This window comes from Desulfovibrio desulfopostgatei (genome assembly GCF_053570645.1).
The window spans coordinates 2,156,276-2,174,216 of record NZ_JBRBQS010000002.1 but is presented as its reverse complement, the minus strand read 5'-3'; the positions used below and the strand labels follow the sequence as shown (position 1 = coordinate 2,174,216).

28 protein-coding genes and 2 other RNA genes are annotated in these 17,941 nt (G+C 58.6%); all 30 read left to right on the top strand.

The genetic code is table 11. The features are described 5' to 3' along the window. Window positions 1–12: 12 nt before the first annotated feature. The 30 genes from ACUZ9Q_RS09630 (at window position 13) to ACUZ9Q_RS09485 (ending at window position 17,905) form a co-directional block, all read left to right on the top strand. Window positions 13–315 carry a hypothetical protein gene (locus tag ACUZ9Q_RS09630; protein ID WP_449247792.1) on the top strand — a complete coding sequence of 101 codons (303 nt, stop codon included), beginning with the start codon at window positions 13–15 and terminating at the stop codon, window positions 313–315. Window positions 316–344: 29 nt separating this feature from the next. Further along, complete coding sequence (locus ACUZ9Q_RS09625; RefSeq protein ID WP_296936968.1) at window positions 345–617, top strand: HU family DNA-binding protein; 273 nt, start codon at window positions 345–347, stop codon at window positions 615–617. Further along, window positions 617–682, top strand: an RNA gene (locus tag ACUZ9Q_RS09620) — hammerhead ribozyme type II. Before ACUZ9Q_RS09625 ends, ACUZ9Q_RS09620 begins: the two co-directional genes overlap by 1 nt. Window positions 683–705: 23 nt before the next feature. Beyond that, window positions 706–999 carry a hypothetical protein gene (locus tag ACUZ9Q_RS09615; RefSeq protein WP_449247791.1) on the top strand — a complete coding sequence of 98 codons (294 nt, stop codon included), beginning with the start codon at window positions 706–708 and terminating at the stop codon, window positions 997–999. Between the two features lies 1 nt (window position 1,000). After that, window positions 1,001–1,066: hammerhead ribozyme type II (locus ACUZ9Q_RS09610), an RNA gene on the top strand. A 9-nt stretch (window positions 1,067–1,075) separates the two neighbouring features. After that, window positions 1,076–1,306, top strand: a complete 231-nt coding sequence (locus ACUZ9Q_RS09605) for a hypothetical protein (protein ID WP_449247790.1) — start codon at window positions 1,076–1,078, stop codon at window positions 1,304–1,306. Between the two features lie 224 nt (window positions 1,307–1,530). Beyond that, window positions 1,531–2,019, top strand: coding sequence for a hypothetical protein (locus tag ACUZ9Q_RS09600; protein WP_449247789.1), 489 nt, complete (start codon window positions 1,531–1,533; stop codon window positions 2,017–2,019). Window positions 2,020–2,031: 12 nt separating this feature from the next. Further along, the gene (locus tag ACUZ9Q_RS09595) at window positions 2,032–2,496 is read left to right on the top strand and encodes a hypothetical protein (protein ID WP_449247788.1); all 465 of its coding nucleotides are present in this window, start codon (window positions 2,032–2,034) and stop codon (window positions 2,494–2,496) included. Continuing rightward, on the top strand, window positions 2,484–3,059 hold the full coding sequence (locus tag ACUZ9Q_RS09590; protein WP_449247787.1) for a phage protein GemA/Gp16 family protein: 576 nt from the start codon (window positions 2,484–2,486) through the stop codon (window positions 3,057–3,059). The genes ACUZ9Q_RS09595 and ACUZ9Q_RS09590 overlap by 13 nt, the downstream gene beginning before the upstream one ends. Further along, on the top strand, window positions 3,059–3,427 hold the full coding sequence (locus tag ACUZ9Q_RS09585) for an RNA helicase (protein WP_296936975.1): 369 nt from the start codon (window positions 3,059–3,061) through the stop codon (window positions 3,425–3,427). The genes ACUZ9Q_RS09590 and ACUZ9Q_RS09585 overlap by 1 nt, the downstream gene beginning before the upstream one ends. 71 nt (window positions 3,428–3,498) lie before the next feature. Then, complete coding sequence (locus ACUZ9Q_RS09580; RefSeq protein WP_296936976.1) at window positions 3,499–3,837, top strand: hypothetical protein; 339 nt, start codon at window positions 3,499–3,501, stop codon at window positions 3,835–3,837. Next, window positions 3,834–4,511, top strand: coding sequence for a hypothetical protein (locus ACUZ9Q_RS09575; protein WP_449247786.1), 678 nt, complete (start codon window positions 3,834–3,836; stop codon window positions 4,509–4,511). Before ACUZ9Q_RS09580 ends, ACUZ9Q_RS09575 begins: the two co-directional genes overlap by 4 nt. After that, window positions 4,508–4,888 carry a hypothetical protein gene (locus ACUZ9Q_RS09570; protein ID WP_449247785.1) on the top strand — a complete coding sequence of 127 codons (381 nt, stop codon included), beginning with the start codon at window positions 4,508–4,510 and terminating at the stop codon, window positions 4,886–4,888. Before ACUZ9Q_RS09575 ends, ACUZ9Q_RS09570 begins: the two co-directional genes overlap by 4 nt. Before the next feature lie 234 nt (window positions 4,889–5,122). Further along, window positions 5,123–5,503: a DUF2730 family protein gene (locus ACUZ9Q_RS09565; protein ID WP_449247784.1), complete on the top strand. Its 381-nt coding sequence runs from the start codon at window positions 5,123–5,125 to the stop codon at window positions 5,501–5,503. Continuing rightward, complete coding sequence (locus tag ACUZ9Q_RS09560; RefSeq protein WP_449247783.1) at window positions 5,503–5,811, top strand: VpaChn25_0724 family phage protein; 309 nt, start codon at window positions 5,503–5,505, stop codon at window positions 5,809–5,811. The genes ACUZ9Q_RS09565 and ACUZ9Q_RS09560 overlap by 1 nt, the downstream gene beginning before the upstream one ends. Before the next feature lie 2 nt (window positions 5,812–5,813). Further along, the gene (locus ACUZ9Q_RS09555) at window positions 5,814–6,395 is read left to right on the top strand and encodes a phage protein Gp27 family protein (protein ID WP_449247782.1); all 582 of its coding nucleotides are present in this window, start codon (window positions 5,814–5,816) and stop codon (window positions 6,393–6,395) included. Between the two features lie 9 nt (window positions 6,396–6,404). Further along, window positions 6,405–7,838 carry a phage terminase large subunit gene (gene terL, locus ACUZ9Q_RS09550; RefSeq protein ID WP_449247781.1) on the top strand — a complete coding sequence of 478 codons (1,434 nt, stop codon included), beginning with the start codon at window positions 6,405–6,407 and terminating at the stop codon, window positions 7,836–7,838. A gap of 46 nt (window positions 7,839–7,884) precedes the next feature. Next, entirely contained in the window at window positions 7,885–9,270 is a 1,386-nt protein-coding gene (locus ACUZ9Q_RS09545; protein ID WP_449247780.1) for a DUF1073 domain-containing protein, read from the top strand. Further along, window positions 9,245–10,504, top strand: coding sequence for a phage head morphogenesis protein (locus tag ACUZ9Q_RS09540; protein ID WP_449247779.1), 1,260 nt, complete (start codon window positions 9,245–9,247; stop codon window positions 10,502–10,504). Before ACUZ9Q_RS09545 ends, ACUZ9Q_RS09540 begins: the two co-directional genes overlap by 26 nt. Before the next feature lies 1 nt (window position 10,505). Then, window positions 10,506–10,748 carry a hypothetical protein gene (locus ACUZ9Q_RS09535; protein WP_449247778.1) on the top strand — a complete coding sequence of 81 codons (243 nt, stop codon included), beginning with the start codon at window positions 10,506–10,508 and terminating at the stop codon, window positions 10,746–10,748. Between the two features lie 154 nt (window positions 10,749–10,902). Then, window positions 10,903–12,189 carry a DUF2213 domain-containing protein gene (locus tag ACUZ9Q_RS09530; RefSeq protein WP_449247777.1) on the top strand — a complete coding sequence of 429 codons (1,287 nt, stop codon included), beginning with the start codon at window positions 10,903–10,905 and terminating at the stop codon, window positions 12,187–12,189. Next, a complete protein-coding gene (locus ACUZ9Q_RS09525) occupies window positions 12,189–12,638 on the top strand; it encodes a structural cement protein Gp24 (protein WP_449247776.1) in 450 nt (149 codons plus the stop codon). The genes ACUZ9Q_RS09530 and ACUZ9Q_RS09525 overlap by 1 nt, the downstream gene beginning before the upstream one ends. Window positions 12,639–12,647: 9 nt before the next feature. Beyond that, the gene (locus tag ACUZ9Q_RS09520; protein ID WP_449247775.1) at window positions 12,648–13,583 is read left to right on the top strand and encodes a DUF2184 domain-containing protein; all 936 of its coding nucleotides are present in this window, start codon (window positions 12,648–12,650) and stop codon (window positions 13,581–13,583) included. 2 nt (window positions 13,584–13,585) lie between these two features. Then, window positions 13,586–13,987 carry a DUF4054 domain-containing protein gene (locus tag ACUZ9Q_RS09515; RefSeq protein WP_449247774.1) on the top strand — a complete coding sequence of 134 codons (402 nt, stop codon included), beginning with the start codon at window positions 13,586–13,588 and terminating at the stop codon, window positions 13,985–13,987. After that, window positions 13,984–14,568, top strand: a complete 585-nt coding sequence (locus ACUZ9Q_RS09510) for a hypothetical protein (protein ID WP_449247773.1) — start codon at window positions 13,984–13,986, stop codon at window positions 14,566–14,568. Before ACUZ9Q_RS09515 ends, ACUZ9Q_RS09510 begins: the two co-directional genes overlap by 4 nt. Next, window positions 14,568–14,924: a hypothetical protein gene (locus tag ACUZ9Q_RS09505; RefSeq protein WP_449247772.1), complete on the top strand. Its 357-nt coding sequence runs from the start codon at window positions 14,568–14,570 to the stop codon at window positions 14,922–14,924. Before ACUZ9Q_RS09510 ends, ACUZ9Q_RS09505 begins: the two co-directional genes overlap by 1 nt. Next, window positions 14,917–15,489: a phage neck terminator protein gene (locus ACUZ9Q_RS09500; RefSeq protein WP_449247771.1), complete on the top strand. Its 573-nt coding sequence runs from the start codon at window positions 14,917–14,919 to the stop codon at window positions 15,487–15,489. Before ACUZ9Q_RS09505 ends, ACUZ9Q_RS09500 begins: the two co-directional genes overlap by 8 nt. Before the next feature lie 9 nt (window positions 15,490–15,498). Beyond that, complete coding sequence (locus ACUZ9Q_RS09495) at window positions 15,499–16,980, top strand: DUF3383 domain-containing protein (RefSeq protein ID WP_449247770.1); 1,482 nt, start codon at window positions 15,499–15,501, stop codon at window positions 16,978–16,980. Window positions 16,981–16,984: 4 nt separating this feature from the next. Then, window positions 16,985–17,446, top strand: a complete 462-nt coding sequence (locus ACUZ9Q_RS09490; RefSeq protein WP_296937009.1) for a phage structural protein — start codon at window positions 16,985–16,987, stop codon at window positions 17,444–17,446. Between the two features lie 9 nt (window positions 17,447–17,455). Then, window positions 17,456–17,905, top strand: a complete 450-nt coding sequence (locus ACUZ9Q_RS09485; protein ID WP_449247769.1) for a phage tail assembly chaperone — start codon at window positions 17,456–17,458, stop codon at window positions 17,903–17,905. The last annotated feature ends 36 nt before the right edge of the window (window positions 17,906–17,941 follow it).

Sequence of the window (17,941 nt, the reverse complement as noted above, 5' to 3'; positions counted from 1 at the left end):
CTTGGAGGGCTTATGAAGGAAGATACCATGCAGAAGGAGTCTACGGGAATAACGGATATCGCCACAGCGATTGAGAGTAGCCTTGAAAATCTGCGTACAGGGCTGAACGACTCAAAAGGGTTCGCAATTGTATTTGTATCCACCACTGATGACGGCACCATGCATGGTGGCAGTGTCTTTGGCAAAATCTCGAATACCGCCATGTCTACACTGTGCCTTGAGGCCTTGAAAACGGCAGGCCGCGTGACCGCCAAGCGTGCCCAGTGCGACTGCCCCGATTGCCGCGCAGAACGGGCCAGCCAGACTACCCATTAAACATAAACCGACCACACGGAGATAAAGCTATGACCAGAGCCGAACTTGTGAAGACGTTTCAGGAAGCCACCCAACTGCCCGCCAACCAGGCCCAGGAATACCTTGAACGCTTTGGGGACATCGCTGCCGCAGAACTGCTTGGCGGCGGCGAGATACCCCTGCCTGGTGTGGGCAAACTGGTGATCAAGAAGCGTGCCGCCCGCAAGGGCCGTAACCCCCGCACCGGCGAGGCGGTGGACATCCCGGCCAAGAGGGTGCTGGCCGTAACTTTGACCAAAGATTTCCGGGAATCCTTCAACTAATGCGAAACCGCCCTGCGGGGCGGTCGTCGGGGCGTGGCGGCCCCGGCCTGATGATGCAGCCGTAAGTTTAACCACCAGGAGATACATTATGACCAGGACACAAAAGGAACTTTTTGACGGCATGAGCGAGGAACAGAAAGACTTTTTTGGCGCAGTGCTTGAAGAGATGAGCCGCGCTGAAGAAAAGCACAAGGGTTGGCCTGATGACGCCGTACACGCGGCCTCTATTCTCAATGAGGAGGCGGGCAAACTGACACAGGCATGCAACGACTACAAGTTTGGCAATAGCGTGGCCGGAGATCCCTATGACCGGATGAACAAGAAAGCAGTCAGCACTGCGGCTATGGCTCTGCGGTTCTGGCATGGCATGGAAGCTTATTAATTTGCGAAACCGCCCTGCGGGGCGGTCGTCGGAGCGTGGCGGCTCCGGCCTGATGATGCAGCCAAGGGAGAGCGGCATGAAATACAGTAAAACTATGGCGGGTATGGTTATGCGCGGGACGGCCCTACGCTTCCTTGAAATTCCACTGGCACGGCGCTTTGTCTTTTTTTGCCTTGGCCAGCGCAATGCCCTGAGCTGCATGGACACCTACACATGGCCTGTATGCCGTGCCTACGAGGCAGAACGATTGGATCTGCGCATGCGGTGGAATGCTGATGGAAAGCTTCTTGAGCATGAGAGCATGTGAGGACAAAAATAGCCATGACCTGCCCCGCCCGTACCCCCAAAGCGCCCAGATATACCTGCTGGGAACGTATCCCGCAGATTACTGATAGGCGGGAAATACTGCTGTGTCAGCAGTGTCCATACGGTCGGCAGCTTATGGCCACTGTAGCGAAGGCACCAGAATTTGACCCGCAAACCTTAGGCGGTGCCGTTCAGGAACATATTACGTCAAAAAAGGAGAACGTCATGGAGGCAAAGACCTACACGGTGCCGCAACTGGCCGCAGAGCTGGGATTTGCACCCGCATATATATACACGGCCAAGGCCAGTAAACGTGAGCCCATGCCGGGGTCGAAGAATCATATGGTGCTTGAGGCCATGCGTGAGCGTGGCATTACCTGGGACAATGTCGTGCCTGCCCCCAGGGGACTGAAAAAGGCCCACGTGGAGGCTGCTCCGCTTGTCGATTCTGCACCGAGTATCGATTCCGCGCCGAACGTCACCCCCGAAGTGATCGCCCCGCCACGGGCTGTGCTCGTCAGGGAGTCGTTAGCTCCGGCAATCCATGGTGAGGCTGATATATCTGATGATACTGACTGCGGCACAGATGCCTCCAGCTGTCAGGACGATGGTGACTGCTGCGACTGCGAAGCACAGCCCGTGCCGCTTGAACTTGTCCTCGCCGAGTTGAAGCGCCGCCTGCCTGGTGCATCCATCACTATCACCATCGCGTAAACGGGGCCTATCATGTCCGATAATCGCAAAATAACCGCATCCTGCCTGCTCAAGGTTAACGGCAGCGCCGTGCGCGTACAACTTTCACCCGCCGCTATTTACGGCGGGCAAGAGGGGCGCTACCGCGTGCGCGTAAACAGGATATGGCGCAATGGGCATGACGGGAACCCGTTGTTTGTTGACCGGGCGTCATTAGGCGTACTGCTGGCAGATCTCATGTGCGCTGCGCCAACGCAAAAGACCACATGCCCCAACCTCCCTACCGACGCCCGTGTGAGTGTGACTATATGGCAGGGGGATGAACCAAAGCAGTTTAGCGGATGGACGTACAGCACGCCGATCAGGGCCGATGACGGGCTATGGTACGTTGTGGTCAGTGCCGCCGGTCGGCGTTTTTTTGCCCGGTGTGCCGATGTGCGGCTGCTACCGCCAGCAGCACAGCCTGGGGGCCTGCGGAGGCGGCTATGTCAGTCATAGACTTTCGCACGGGTAGGTCGCTGGAACGGCATACGGCTACCCCAAAAAAGGCGAAGCCTTCAGCCCGCAAGCGCGGCAGCGAAGACGCCGAACAACGCAAGGCGCTGCTGGCCAAAGTGCATATTGCCAAAACGCAACTGGGCATGACGGATGGCGAGTATGCTACCCTCCTTGAATCTTATTACAATGTGAGCAGCGCCGGTGTGCTGGACTTGGCCGAGCTGAAAGGCCTCGTGCTTGTTATGCGGGGATATGGTTTTAAACCGACGAAGGGCAGCGCAAAGCGTAAGGCAACACGAAAAAAAGCCATACCAGCAACATTGCAATCGGGGGCGAATGATCCCCTGGATCGCAAGCCGCTTATGGAAAAAATTGAGGCCCAGTTGACGGAAAAGGGCCGGGTCGAGGGTACGCATGTGCCCTGGGGCTATGCTGTGGCCGTCCTAAAAAAACAGTCCGGTGGCGTAACGCGTTGCTTTGAACACGCGACAGCGGAGCAACTGCGCGGGGTTATCGCCGCGTTGACGCGCGACGCCAAAAGGCAGGGACGGAGGGCATACTAATGGCCCGTGTTTGGATCAGCTATGGAGAACTTGTGGACATCATCGGCGCGGACATGGCAAAAACATTGTGCATAACGCGCGGGGGCGTCTATATTTATGTCCCCAAGATTGAATCCACAGACACGGAATTGGCGAAAATCGTAGGAATACCCGCCTTACGGGCATTGATAGCAGTGTATGGCGGTGAGGTCATTGTGGTGCCTAACCACCGTAAGGGTACACCACGCAAAGGTGACATCATAAAAATGCTTGATGCCGGGGCCAGCGCCAGAGAGATTGCCATACGCCTTGACGTTACACAGCGATATGTGGAACATGTATCCACGGTGAGCAGGCCTAAGGCCAAGCAAGCCAGTTTGTTTGAGTGATACCCCGAACAATATCGGGGTGCGAATTTAAGTCCTCCTGCGGCATAACTAGCTGCAAGGAGGGCTTTTTTATGCCCATTGATACGTCATACGAGTCTTTGTACAGCAAGTTGCGTCTTACCCTGCGTCCCCTCTATGACTTTCGGGTCTGGTTGCTGCTGCTGATCTGCTTTGGGGTTGGCATGCTTGTGGACCCGTTGGGCACATTAGGCCTTGCTGGCTATCTGACTTATGTCATCGGCATGTGGGGCGCTGCGCTCATGCTGTCGAAAATCCTCACGCCGTATATCCGCATGTCTGCTTACGCCAGATCGGCTCTGAGTGGTAATGTGGCCGCCGCCCTGGTGGTGCTGGCCCGCGTGCTGCTGCAGATCTGCATTGCCATCAGCATCATGATTTGGGGCAAATGATGCTTCGCGCATCAATTCTGCCCGTTCTGGCGCTGCTGTATCTGCCCATGCTTTGGGCTGAACACCAAGCGTACAGTCCCGAATTTTATGACCCCGCCATCTATGCCGGACAGGTGGAGCAGGAAACCTGTTACGGCCTTGAGTCGAAACGCTGCTGGAACCCGCGCACCGAAATGAAAACTAGCCGAGAATACGGCTTTGGACTTGGCCAGCTCACTATTGCATACGACAGTGCCGGGCGCGTGCGCTTCAATAACTTTGAGGACGTGCGCAAACTTCACAAGGATCTGCGCACCTGGGCGTGGGAAGATCGTTATAACCCGCGCCTACAACTACGAGCGCTCATACTCAAAGACCAGCAAGCTTGGTCTGCGTTTACAGGGTGCGCCACGGCTGAAGACCGTGCAGCCATGATGCTGGCGGCCTACAACGGCGGTATCGGCGGCGTGTTGCAAGACCGGGCCTACTGCCGCCAGGTCAAAGGTTGTGACCAGACCCGCTGGACGGGTCACGTGGAAACCCACAGTCGCAAAAGTCGGTCAAGCCTAGGCAAACAGTACGCAGATAAAAGCCCCTACGCCATTAACCGCGCCTATGTGCGCAACATTATGGGTGACAAGCGCGAGCGATATCGTCCTGCGCTGGACACGTTGGCATCAGGAGGCAGCTTATGACCACGGGCATAAAGGCCGCACTGACGATCCTGGGCGTGCTGTTGATACTGGCAGGAGGCTCTGCCGGGTGGCAAACATTACGGCTTGAGAAGGCAACAGCACGTGTTGACGCGCTGGTAAAGGATGTTGCCAGCGCCAAGGCCGACACCGCGCGTTGGGAGGCTTTGGGCAAAAGACTTACCACAAACGCCGATGCCCAGGCAAAGCTGGCGGAGGCTTGCCTGAAGCGCGAGGGGCAGGCCCAAAAAGACGCGGAGACCATTGCCGACATTATGGCCCAAGCCAAACCGAATGATATTACGCCGGAACAGGTCCGGCAGGGGGTGGACGATGCGACGCGCCAGCGTGCTGCTGATATGCTCAATCGGCCTTGGTAGTTTGGGCGGGTGTGCCGCAACGGGCAGCGTGTCCACGCCCGCGCCGGAAGTTGTCACAACACAGCGTTGTCCCCGCCCGGCTAAGCCCACGCTGCCCAAAATTCGCGGGGACATACCTTTTGATCACCCCGACCAGGTGGAGGCGATACTCACCCGCGACGCCCGTCTGCGTGTGTACTCCGCCCAGTGTAACGCTGCCCTGGATTGCTACGATGCCCAAGCAGAGGGGGGCAGATGACACTCTGGGAAATTTTCTGGAAATACGGCTGGGCTTTTGTTCTTTTGCTCCAGGCTTTGGCCCTGTGGGTAAGTTGGAGCATGTCTCGACAGTTCGTGACGCACACATTTTTTGAAGCGTTCAGTAAGGGAATGGATGAACGCTTCAAGCAAATCGAATTGCGTCAAGCTGAAGCTGATAATGTCCATACCCAAATTGCGGCAACACTTGCAGCTCTCCCCACAGCAAAGGATATACATCGTCTGGAAGTAGGCCTTACGGCTATCGAGGGGTCCGTAAAGGCCAGCCAAGCGGAAGTGCGCGGGCTTGCCAGTGGTGTGGGCCGTATTGAACGAGTAGTAGATATAATTACGGAATCACATATTGGAGGGAAGTAATGTCGCATAACGAGGAATTCCAGCGCCGCATGGTGGAGGACCGCCGCCTGGTGATCCTGCGCTACCTGGACGAAGAACCCGACGGCCGCATGAGTGTGAGCCTCATGACCGACGCGCTGGAGATTATGAGCCATCGCGTGCCGCGCACCACGGTGCTGGATGATGCTGGCTATCTGGAAGGCTTGGGGCTGCTGCGCGTGGAATATGTGGGCGACGTGCCCATGCTGCGGGTGACGGGGCGCGGTGCCGAGGTGGCCAAAGGGTTGAGAGAAGTGCCCGGCGTCAAAAAGCCCGCACGCGGGGAATAGCTATGGCCCGCAAGAGCAGCGTCACCCGACTGTCGCCTGATCTGCGCAGGCAGATAGACAAGGCCCTTACCGATGGCCGCATGACCCTGGACGAGCTGCACGAGTTTGTATCGGGCAAGTGCGCGGCTGCCGGGGCCGATGCGCCATCGCGCACGGCGTTGTGGCGGTATTCCACCAATTTTTCTGCCGCTGCCCAGGTCATGCGAGAGAACCGCGACATGGCGCGCGCTCTGGCGCAAGAACTCGGACCGGACAGCGTAGAGGGCGAGCAAGGGCGCTTGCTGGTGGACATGCTGCGCGGTCTGCTGTTCCGCACGCTGCAAGATCGGACTGGATCTCCTGATGCAAAATTTGACGCCGCCGAAATAGACAAGATCGCACGCAGCCTCAAGAACCTGTCTCAAGCCATGAGCCTAGAGGCAGACTTTGCCAAGCGCATCAAAGATGAAGCGCGCCGTGAAGCGCAGGCGCAAATACGCGACCGCATAAAGGAACTGGGCACGGCAGCGGAACTAAAAAATTTGTCAGACGAAGAGCTGGCGCAAAAACTGGCGGAGCTGACGGTCGAAAAAGGGTTGGTATAGGCAAACGGCATGCGTAAACACTCTCCCCAGGCTGAACTAGCAGCCCGTTTACAACGGGAGCAGCAGCGGCGCGTGTTGCTGGCGGAGCAGGCCCGGCGGCATATGGCCGATTTTGTCAGCTATATCATGCCGGACTATATCCACAGCCCATTTTCTCGCGAGGTCTGCGGCGCGCTGGATGAATTTCTGGAAGAAGTTGTGGCGGAAAAGCGTCCGGTTTACCTGTTCCAGGCCCCGCCCCAGCATGGCAAAAGTCAGCTTGTCAGCCGCATGTTCCCCCCCTTTGCCCTGGGGCGCTTCCCAGATTTGCGTAACGCCGCCTGCTCCTACGCCGCCGACCTGGCGCGGGACATGAACCGCGACGTGCAGCGCATCATGCTGAGTGAAGAATACGCCACGCTCTTTCCAGAATCATCCCTCAATCCCAAAAGAACCGTGACTATGGAAGGACTTGCCCTGCGCAATTCTGACCGTTTCGATATTGTGGGGCGGCGCGGGTATTATGTTTGCGCAGGTGTCGGTGGTCCACTGACGGGCAAAAGCGTGGACATCGGTATCATTGACGACCCTATCAAAAACGAGGAAGAGGCGCGCTCGGCAGCAGTCAAGCGCGGCATTGAGGGTTGGTACAACACCGTTTTTCTCACGCGTCTGTCCCGTAAAAGCGGACACATCATCATGGCCACCAGTTGGGCAACCGACGACCTGATCGGAGTGGTGGCAAAAAAAAACAGCCGTGTAAAGCACTACAAGTTTCCAGCTATTGATGCTCAGGGGAACGCCCTGGTGCCGGACCTGCACCCGCTGGAAAAACTGCTGGAGACAAAAGGCAACCTGTCCCCGACCCAATGGAGCGCCCTGTACCAGCAAAGCCCGGTGGCTGATGGCGGCAATATTTTTGAAGAGGGTTGGCCCAAACTCTGGACTCCTGAAAGTCTGCCAGAAGGGTTTGATGAAGTTATCCAGTCCTGGGACATGACGTTCAAGGATACTGACGGCAGCGACTTTGTTGTGGGAGAGCTTTGGGGCCGCGCAGGCGTCCGCTACTATCTGCGGGAACAGGTGCGCGCCCGTATGGGCTTCACGGCCAGTAAGGCGGCGGTACTCTCCATGTGTATGCGACACCCGGAAACCACAGCAGTCCTTATTGAGGACAAGGCCAACGGCCCGGCCGTTATGGACGCGTTACGTGAAGATGTGCCCAACCTGGTTCCGGTGGAGCCTGACGGCTCCAAGATTGCTCGCGCTTATGCGGTCACGGCATTGTTTAGCGCCGGTAATGTTTTTCTACCGGCACACGCACCGTGGTTGGCTGATTATCTAGAAGAATTAATAGCTTTTCCTGCTGGCGCACATGATGACCAGGTGGACGCAACCACCCAGGCCCTGCGCTATCTGAAAAGCCACGCCCTCAGTACATGGGAGAAATTAGCCGATGGTTAAAACCCGCACATCTCGCCCGGCTCTTCGGGCTACAAGCCGTCGCAGCATGCGCGACGGTTTTCAGAATTTTACAGCAAAACTTGGACTTGGTCAGGACAATATGCTGGCCAAGAGTGGCTATGAGCAGGGAGCATACCTGACTCGTGACCGGCAGCAGCTTGATGATATGTATCGCACCAGCTGGCTTGTAGGCCGCACCGTCAACGTGGTTCCCGAGGACATGGTGCGCGGCGGCGTGGACGTGCGCGCCCAGTGGGACGCGGGCAAAACGGACGAGCTGCTGCGTGAGCATCGGCGTGTGGGCTGCCCAGGGCGATTAAGTGACGCTCTCAAGTGGGGCCGCCTGTATGGCGGTGCGCTGGCCGTGCTACTGATAGACGGCGATGACCTGTCCACCCCACTGGAGATAGACAGCATCCCGCAGGGCGGTTTTTTGGGCTTGCACGTGCTGGATCGCTGGCAGGTGCAGCCCAGCAGTGAGCTGATCACTGACCTCGGCCCCATGCTGGGGTATCCAGAATTTTACAACGTAAACACCACAAGCGGCATGGATGGTGAGTGTATACACCACAGCCGCGCCCTGCGTTTTGTTGGTGTTGAGCTGCCATACCAGCAGCGGATCACTGAGCAACACTGGGGAGCCAGCGTCGTGGAACAGATGGAATCCCGCATGCTGGCATATGACAGCGCCACTGAAGGCAGCGCAAACTTGCTGTATAAAGCATTTTTGCGGGTCATACGCGTGGATGGCCTGCGCCAGATACTTGCTGCAGGCGGCAAGGCCGAACAGGCGCTTATACGCCAATTCGAGATGATCCGTCAGATGCAGAGTAATGAAGGCATTACCCTGCTTGATAAAGCTGATGAATTTACCACGGCGGGCTACACCTTTGCGGGTGTTTACGATGCAATGCAGGCATTTGCCGAGCAGATTGCCGGGGCCACCGGTATTCCCCTGGTGCGCCTGCTTGGTCAAAGTCCCAAGGGCTTTTCTACGGGTGAATCAGATTTGCGCACCTACTACGACACAATAGCCACCTTGCAGGATGACGACCTGCGGCCCGCGCTTAACGTGATCTTTGCCGTGTTGTCTCGTCACCTGTGGGGTGAAAGCCTGCCGGATGGCTTCAGCTTTGAGTTTGAGTCCCTGATGCAGCCTTCTGAGCTTGAGAAATCACAGATCGCAACATCTGATGCCCAGGCTGTGGCGGCGCTCGTTCAGGGCGGCATTATTACTCCCAGTCAGGGGCTTGCCGCCCTGCGCGACAGCGCCCGAGTAACTGGGCGTTTTGCGGGTATCAGTGATGCGGACATTGACCGCGCTGAAAAATCCGAGCAGGCACCGCCCCTGCCACCATTGCCCACACAACAGTCCACTACGGCCTTTGCGCCGCTGAGCATGGCCAATGGCAACCCCGCTGCTACCCAATAGCTCCGTAGCACCATGGCCTCGCCTGGCGTGGACGTGGGCCGATGCCGCAACGGCCAAGGCCGGAGTGTTTACACCCTCGCGCGCGGCGGAGCGCAGTTATGAGCGCACCCTGCGCAGCCTGGCCGGACAGATATCCCAAGTGTTGACCAGCAACCGCCCCCAGGATGCAGAAGACATTCTGCGTACCTACGCCGATGCCATCACGCCCTGGGCGCAGCAAAGCGCTGCCAACATGCTGGACGGCGTGGCGCGCGGCAATCTGGATCAGTTCCGCCGTATTGCCGACCGTATGGGGCTGGACATGCGCATGTTTTTGGAGGGGGATCCCATTGGCCAGACCGTGACCCAACGCATAGAGGCCAACACAACCCTGATCAAGAGCCTGCCTTTGGAGGCAGCCATGCGCGCGGGTGCGCTGGCCCACGAGGGGCTGATCAGCGGTATGCGGGCCGAAGACATGGCGGCAGAGCTGGCCAGCATAGGTGGCACAACCATGAGCCGGGCGCGCTGCATCGCGTTGACCGAGGTCAGCAAGGCCAGCACTGCGCTTACTCAGGCGCGGGCCGGATCAGTGGGCAGTGATGGCTATATCTGGCGCAGTGTCCGCGACGGGGCCACACGCCCCAGCCATAGGGCGATGGAAGGCAAGTTTGTATCCTGGGACAGTCCTCCAACACTGGACGGCATGACCGGGCACGCCGGAGAGTTTCCGTACTGTCGCTGCTATCCTGAGCCAGTTATCCCCAAAGGTGATGACACACGCAAAACTTTTGCCGTCAGCAGTTTGCCCACGCAAGAACAGGAAAAAAGCAGCGGCGAACAGAAACTCTACACCCAATGGGAAAAGAGCCAGGGGGCCGAAGTCGTCCGCCATGTGCCAGGCGCACCATTATATAATGTTGAGCGGGCGCAACTGGACATGGGCAAATTGTCGGCCTACGCGCTTGACCCTGACCATCCGCGTGGCGGCGATAAGGCCCGCGTGTTTGCGTCCGCCCTGGGGCTTGGCCCACAGGATGCGGGATGGCTGCGAGACCAGGTTATGCAGCAGCTGCCCACCGTGGCCGCCCTTGTCAAGCCCGGCACGGAATACGGGCAACGGTTTGACGCATTGGTCCCCGTTACCGGGCGCAACGGCAGAACAGTTGCGGTCAAGACCGTATGGCAGTATGATTACACGGATGGCGGCATACACACCGCCCCACGGCTTATAACCATGTATGTGGACAAATAATATGTTGCGGGAACTTGACGACATTCGTCTGACTCAGGCCATCACCAGCAAAGGGAGCGCTGATCTTGTGCGCTGTGCCGTTACCCTGCCTTCGGGCACAGAAGGCACGGTCATGAGCGCGTATCCCAACGGCGCGGTAGATGTCGAGTTTTACGTTGGTGTCAGCGATAATGCTCCCTATGGCTACGTGTTGGTCACGCTGGAGCCGACACAATTTGAGAGGATCGCCAAAAACGCCGCCTAACGACCTATATATGGCCGGAGCGTATCACCGTGCCAAAATGGCAAACCAACCGCACACGCGACACGGTAAACACCCGTAAACACTACGAGCGAGACAAGGCACCCCGAACAATTTCGGGGTGCCTTTTTTTGCGTCCCACGTGCATGGTCTACCCATGCGCATCTATACCACTGCCAAACTCTCCGAAAATATCTCGCGAACCCCGGAAGGCTACCTGCTTTGCAAGGGGGCTGCCTTGGCGCGTACAGGCACAATGGCTTACCTGCCGGAAGAGGTGCCGCCGGAAGTCATCAAAGGTTTCCGTGGCGACCAGGTGCTTATTACCCGCGACGCGGCCGAAGTATTCCGACCAGCCACCTTGGCCAGTTTTGAAGGCAAGCCCTTCACGCTGAACCATCCAGACGAAGACGTTAATCCCGACAACTGGTCAGACTTGGCCCACGGATTTGCATTCAACGTGCGCCGAGGTGACGACCGCCAGCAGGATCTGATGCTGGCCGACATCCTGATTACCGAGGCAGATGCCATTGATGCGGTGCTGCATGACGGCATGCGCGAGCTGTCGTGCGGGTATGATTGCGATTTTGAGGTAATCCGGCCCGGCGTGGGACGGCAAATCAATATTATGGGCAACCATGTGGCGCTTGTAGACCACGGCCGGGCCGGGGCGCGCTGCAAAATTAAAGATCAAAGGGAGATCCCTATGGCTATGGGCACCAAAAAAAAGAAGCGCAGCATTGCGGACATGCTGCGCGGAATGTTGAAAGACGCCGAAGCTGCAGAGGCCAAGGCCCCGCAGGACGAGGACACGCCTCCCCCGCAGGATGAGGACAATCCCGTGGCCACCACAGATGACGACGTGGCCGCCAGCCTGGAAGAAATCAAGCTCATGTTGCGTACCCTGGTGGAAGCTCTCAAGCCGCAGGGCACGGATGAAGATCCGCAGGCCCAGGACGAAGACCCGGATCAGAGCGCGCAGGACGAAGACGATCCCCAGGCTGATGAAGACCCGGACCAGAGCGCGCAGGATGAAGACGATCCTCAGGCTGATGAAGACCTCCCGGTCAAAAGTGCAGACCGCAAGCCTGGCCGCATGGCCGACGCCGCCACTGTGCGCAGTGCCAAACGCATGGGGCTGTCTGGCTGCCGCGTGGGCGATAACGCTGATGTTGTACGCCGCACTGCGTTGGGCATGGCCTGCCGCAACCCCAACACCCGCCGCATCGTGGACAGCGTTCTTGGGGGCAAGGCCATTGCCAATGCCACCGCTGCCGAAGTGCGCGCCGCATTTGCTGCTGTGGGGGTGCTTGCCGGAGCTGGCAACAACCGCCGCACTGTGGACAGCCTTTCCAGCCCCGGCGCTGGCGGCAAAATGGGGCCGATTACTCCCGCCGACATCAACAAAATGAATGCCGCGTACTACGGCAAAGGGGGCAAGTAATGAGCAACGCCTACCTCAAACGGATGCCCGCCGGTTTCCCCGGCGATGTGAGCCGCAAGGCTGAAGCCACAGTGGAAGCCGGGCTTATGGGCGCAACTGTTGCCTTTGGCGCTCCGGTCAAAATGGACGGGGGCAAGCTTGTTGCGCTCTCGGGCGCGTCCGATGCCGTCTACGGTTTTGTGGTGCGCCCGTACCCGACCATGGGCAGTGCTGCGGTATCAGGCAGTATTCAGGACGTGCTGCGCCGCGGTTATATTACCGTCAAACTGATCCAGGGGACAGCGGCCAAGGGCAGCCAGGTCTATGTGCGCCACACGGCAGAGACAGGCAAGGCCGTGGGTGACATTGAGGCCGCCGCAGTGGAGGGCAAAACCCTGGCCGTGCCTGGCTGCATTTTTATGGGCGAGGCCGATGGCAACGGCAACGTGGAAATCTCTTACAATCTGTAAGGAGCAGCAATGTTTACTCTTGATAAAAAGACCATCCGCGATGCTGGCGCATTTTTCGTCGGTGAGCTGGAGCGGCTGGATCAGACGATCCACAATCCCCTTGCCGTGGTTACCTGGGGCCGGGATATCGACCTTCGCGACGACGTGACCTTGGGCGATGAGCTGAGCAGCTTTACAAACTCCTCCTTTGCGGCCGCTGGCGGCATCTACGCCAACGGCATCAACTGGGTGGGCAAGGACAGCACAGCCATTGCCGGCATGGCCGTGAGCATCGACAAAACCAGTAAGCCCCTGCGCCTGTGGGGCCAGGAGATCGGGTTTACCGTGCAAGAACTCGCGGCCGCCCAGCGTGTGGGCCGACCCATCGACCTGCAGAAGTTTGACGGTCTTAAGCTCAAAAACCAGATGGACATCGACCAGATGGTCTACCTGGGCGACGATGTGGTGGGGGCCACCGGGCTGTGTAACAACGCGTCCATCACCCCCCTGACAGTGGCAAAGACGTGGGCAACCTCCACCCCCATCGAAATATTGTCCAGTATCAACAGTGTGCTGGAGACTGCCTGGGCACAAAGTGGCTATGCCATATTGCCGGACCGCCTGCTGGTGCCGCCCACGGCCATGAGCAAATTGACCCAGCCCATCACGGAAGCTGGCAGCATGAGCATACTGCAGTATGTTCGGGAGCAGTGCCTGTGCAACTCTGTCAACGGTCGTCCGTTGGACATTGCCCCGGTTAAACATCTGGCGGGCGCTGGTGTGGGCAAAAAAGACCGCATGGTGGCTTACACCAAGGATCGCCAGTATGTGCGCTATCCCCTGGTGCCCTTGCAGCACACGCCCGTGGAATATCGGGGGCTGTACCAGATCACCACCTACTACGCGGCCCTGGGCGAGCTGGAGTTTGTGTACGCCGAAACTGTGGCCTACGCGGACGGCATCTAGTTATGGACATCGCCGCCTTTCGTGACTCTTTTCCGCAATTTTCTGCGGAGCTGGTGCCGGACGCGCGCGTGCAGTTTCACCTCACCGTGGCGGGCAAACTGTTGCCCGCCAAACGGTGGGACGATCTGCTGGATCAGGGCTTGGGTCTGTATGTTGCCCACCAGCTCACGCTGGAGCTGGAGGTACTCAAAGCTCAGGGCGGCACAGGCGGCATTGATGCCGCTGCTGGTCCGGTGACGGCAGAGACAAAAACGGTGGGCAGTATGTCCCACGCTGTAACGCGGGCCGGTGCATCGGGTCAGGGCAGCGCCCTGGTCAATGCCGGGCAGTACAACAACACAATCTACGGCCAGCAGTTTTGGCAGCTTATGCAGATTGTAGGCGCGGGCGGCCTGGTAGCATGAAGCCGACTGTAACCGTCAAACAGACTGCGGATATGACAAAGCTGATGAACCAAGGCGTCGCAGCCCTGACCAAGGTAGACGTGTACATCGGCGTGCCCGCCGAAAACGCGGGCGCCCGCGCCGGTGGCATCAATAACGCGGAATTGTCCTATATCCACGAGTTTGGCGCACCAGCGGCGGGTATTCCGGCCCGCCCCCATCTTGTTCCCGGTATCGAGGATATCAAAGGCGAAGCCGCAAAAACCATGAAAGACGCGGCAAAACAAGCTCTGGAAGGCAATGAAGGGGCTGTAGAGACAGCTCTGAATCGCATCGGTCTGCTAGGGCAAAACGCCGTGCGTGCGCGATTCCAGAACAACGACTGGCCGCCACTTAAAGATTCTACCCTGGACTACGCCGCGCCTAAAAAGGATGCCGAGGGCAACACGCTGACGGACAAGAAAGGCCGGGTCAAGAGGGGCAAATCCCGCCGGGACGAAGGCAAGACCAACCCCCTGCTGGACACCGGGCAGCTGATGAAAAGTCACACCTACGTGATCCGTAAACGCGGTCAGGGCATGATCACCCCAGGGGACAAATGATGTTGGATGTATCGGCACTGCTGGACGACACGACGTTTTGCACACTGTTTACGGTGCTGCGTCTGACGGAATCCGTAAACGACAAGGGGCGCGCTGTATATGAGGAGGGACACTTCCCAATGACCGGCACGGTGCAGCCAGCCACGGCCCGCGAACTTGACCGCCTACCTGAAGGCGAGCGCGACAAGGAAACGCTGACAATCTACACGCGGGAGCCGTTGCACGTGGGCAACCTGGCCGACGGCACGGCAGCCGATTGTGTGCTGTACAACGGCGCGCGCTACACGGTGGCCGCAGTAGAGACATGGCCAGGCTATACCCGCGCCCTGGCACAGAAGGAACTGGATAATGCCTGATGCCGTCAATCCCAGCAGCCTGGAAGCCGGATGGCTGCGCCCGGCTTCTGGGCCGGACGAGGACGCGCTTGAAAATGCGCTGCACGACATGGTCTGCGGGCTGACAGGATTGCCTGGTCAGATGGTACGCCCCCGCTGGCAGCCCACCCCCCCCAAGACGCCAGGCCCTGACCAGCCTTGGTGCGCGTTTGGCGTTATCAATGAGGGCGCACCAGGTGGTACGGCCTGGCACCAGGGCGGTGCCACACATGTGGAAATACACGAGCGCCTGGTCGTTATGTGCAGTTTTTACGGCCCGCAGGCCAGGGCATTGGCCAGGTCGCTACGGGATGGCCTGTATGTGGAGCAGAATCGGTCGATGCTGCGTGATCTGGCCAACCTGGCCTTTGTGGAGGCTGGGGACATTGTGCCCGCGCCCGACCTGGTGAACCTGCGCTGGATACGCCGCCAGGACATCACAATCACCCTCACACGTGGGCCTAAAATGGATACGGATGAGGGCCTTACGGACATCAGAGATATCGACAGCGTTAAGGCATGCGGCCTGTGCGGTCGCTCGCGATAGGAGAATTTTATGGCAACAAAGGCACTTGCCGTTGACCGCGTGGTCAACGTCACGATTAACTTGCAAGCCTTGGCAGCCAGCCGCCGCAACTTCGGCGTGTTGCTGATTGTGGGCAGCTCCGAGGTTATTTCGGCCAGTGAGCGCATCCGCAGCTACACCGGCATTGACGGCGTTGCGGCAGATTTTGGCGTGGAAGCGCCCGAATATCTGGCGGCGGAACTTTTTTTCAGCCAGTCCCCGCGCCCGGCAATATTGCAGATCGGGCGATGGCTCAAGCAGCCCACCAGCGCCATGTTGCGCGGCGGCATCCTGACAGCAGATGAGGCGGCGCTTGCGCAGTGGACGGGCATCAGTGATGGCAGCCTGACTGTGCATGTGGCTGGGGCCACGCATGAGGTGTCTGGCCTGGACTTCCGGTCTGTCACCAATCTTAATGCCGTGGCATCGGCCATCAGTGCCAAGACTTCTGCCAATGGCGTGGCCTGCACCTGGGACGGCGAGCGGTTTACGCTCGCAACTACGTCCACAGGGCCGGAGGCCACACTCACATACTGCACGGACGCCACTGCCGGGGGCACGGCCCTGGTCGCAAAACTCAAGCTGACCGAAGCCACGGCCCTTGCCCCGCTGGATGGCCAGGCGGCGGAAACCATCAAGCAGTGCGTGGTTGAGCTGGCCGACCGGGGGGACTGGTACGGGCTGGCCATCGCCGACAGCAGCCTGACTGTGGATGATCATTTGATTGTTGCCCAGTACATCCAAGCGGCTAGCAAGAGCCGTATTTACGCGGCCACTATCACGGACACCCGCGTGCTGGATGCCGCCTATACGGATGATCTGGCCAGCCGGGGCAAAGCACTTAAGCTGTCGCGTCTGTTTGTTGCGTACAGTACCAACAAATATGCCGCTATCAGCGCCATTGGGCGAGCGTTTACGGTCAACTTTAACGCCAATCGCAGCACCATCACGCTCAAATTCAAGCAGCTCCCCAGCGTGGAAGCCGAAGGGCTGACAGAATCGCAGGCTAATACCCTGGCTGCCAAGCGTTGCAACGTTTTTGCCGCCTACAACAACGATACGGCAATTCTCCAAGAGGGTGTCATGAGCGGCGATGCATGGTGGGATGAGATCCACGGCACGGACTGGCTGCAAAACGCCGTACAGACCGAGCTGTGGAACCTGCTGTATCAGAGCAAAACCAAGATTCCGCAGACCAACAGCGGCGTGCATCAGCTCATTACCTGCATCGAATCCGTGCTGGATCAGGCCGTAAACAATGCTCTGGTTGCCCCCGGCACTTGGAACGGCGACGGCTTCGGCCAATTGGAGCGCGGCGATTATTTGCCCAAGGGATTCTATGTCTATTCAGAACCCATCGAACTGCAAGCGCAGAGCGAGCGCGAAAAGCGCGTGGCTCCGCCTATCCAGTGTGCCATAAAACTGGCCGGAGCTATCCACTCTGTGGATGTGGCCATAAACGTAAACAGGTAAGAACATGGGATTCGCATATTCTTTTCTTGATGTTCATGCGGCTATCAGCGGCCCTGGCGGGAACTTCCCGCTTTCGGGTGACCGGGCGGGCATCGCCCAGGAGGGCCTGACCATCGTCCCCACCGGCGATCAAAACACTATGACCGTGGGGGCAGACGGTTCCGTCATGCATAGCTTGCTGGCAGACTCCAGCGGCACTGTTACGGTTAATCTGCTGCGCACCAGCCCCGTAAACAGACAGTTGCAGGAAATGTATAATTATCAACGTCAGAGCAGCGCCAACTGGGGCCGTAACACCATAACCGTGCGCGATGTGGCACGCGGCGACACCGCGACTTGCCAGGAGGTGGCTTTCGCCAAACAGCCGGAAAAGCCCTTTGCCAAAGAAGGTGGAACGCGGCAATGGACGTTCCACTCAGGCAAAATCAATATCCAGGACGGCAGCGGCACGCCGGAAATCTCTTAGGAGTAAGCCATGAATGAAGTTGAAATCCAGGGCACTGTTTACAAAATCGGCAAACTCAACGCCTTTGCGCAGATGTACGTGCTTAAGCGCGCCGCCCCTGTGCTTGGCAAGCTGCAGGGCGTACTGGGCACGCTACAGATGGCGCTTGACGATGCCAAGCTGGGCGATGGTAAGGATGCCAAGCTGGCTGAAGTCCTTGGCTCTTTGGGCGCGACCATCGGTGAGCTGCCGGACGAAAGCCTGGAATATGTGTGCAATGCCGCTCTGGACGTTGTGGCCATGCGCCAGGATGGCGGCGGCTGGGCACCCGTGCGCAGCAAGGGGCAGCTCATGTACCCGGACATGGATCTGCTCACCATGTTGTCCCTGACGGCCCACGTGCTCAAGGATAACCTGACCACTTTTTTTCGCGCACTCCCGGCGTTGCAAACGCCGGGACAGGAACCGAAGACGACGTAGACGTTGACTGGGTATGCCTGCCGGGCGGCGAGGACT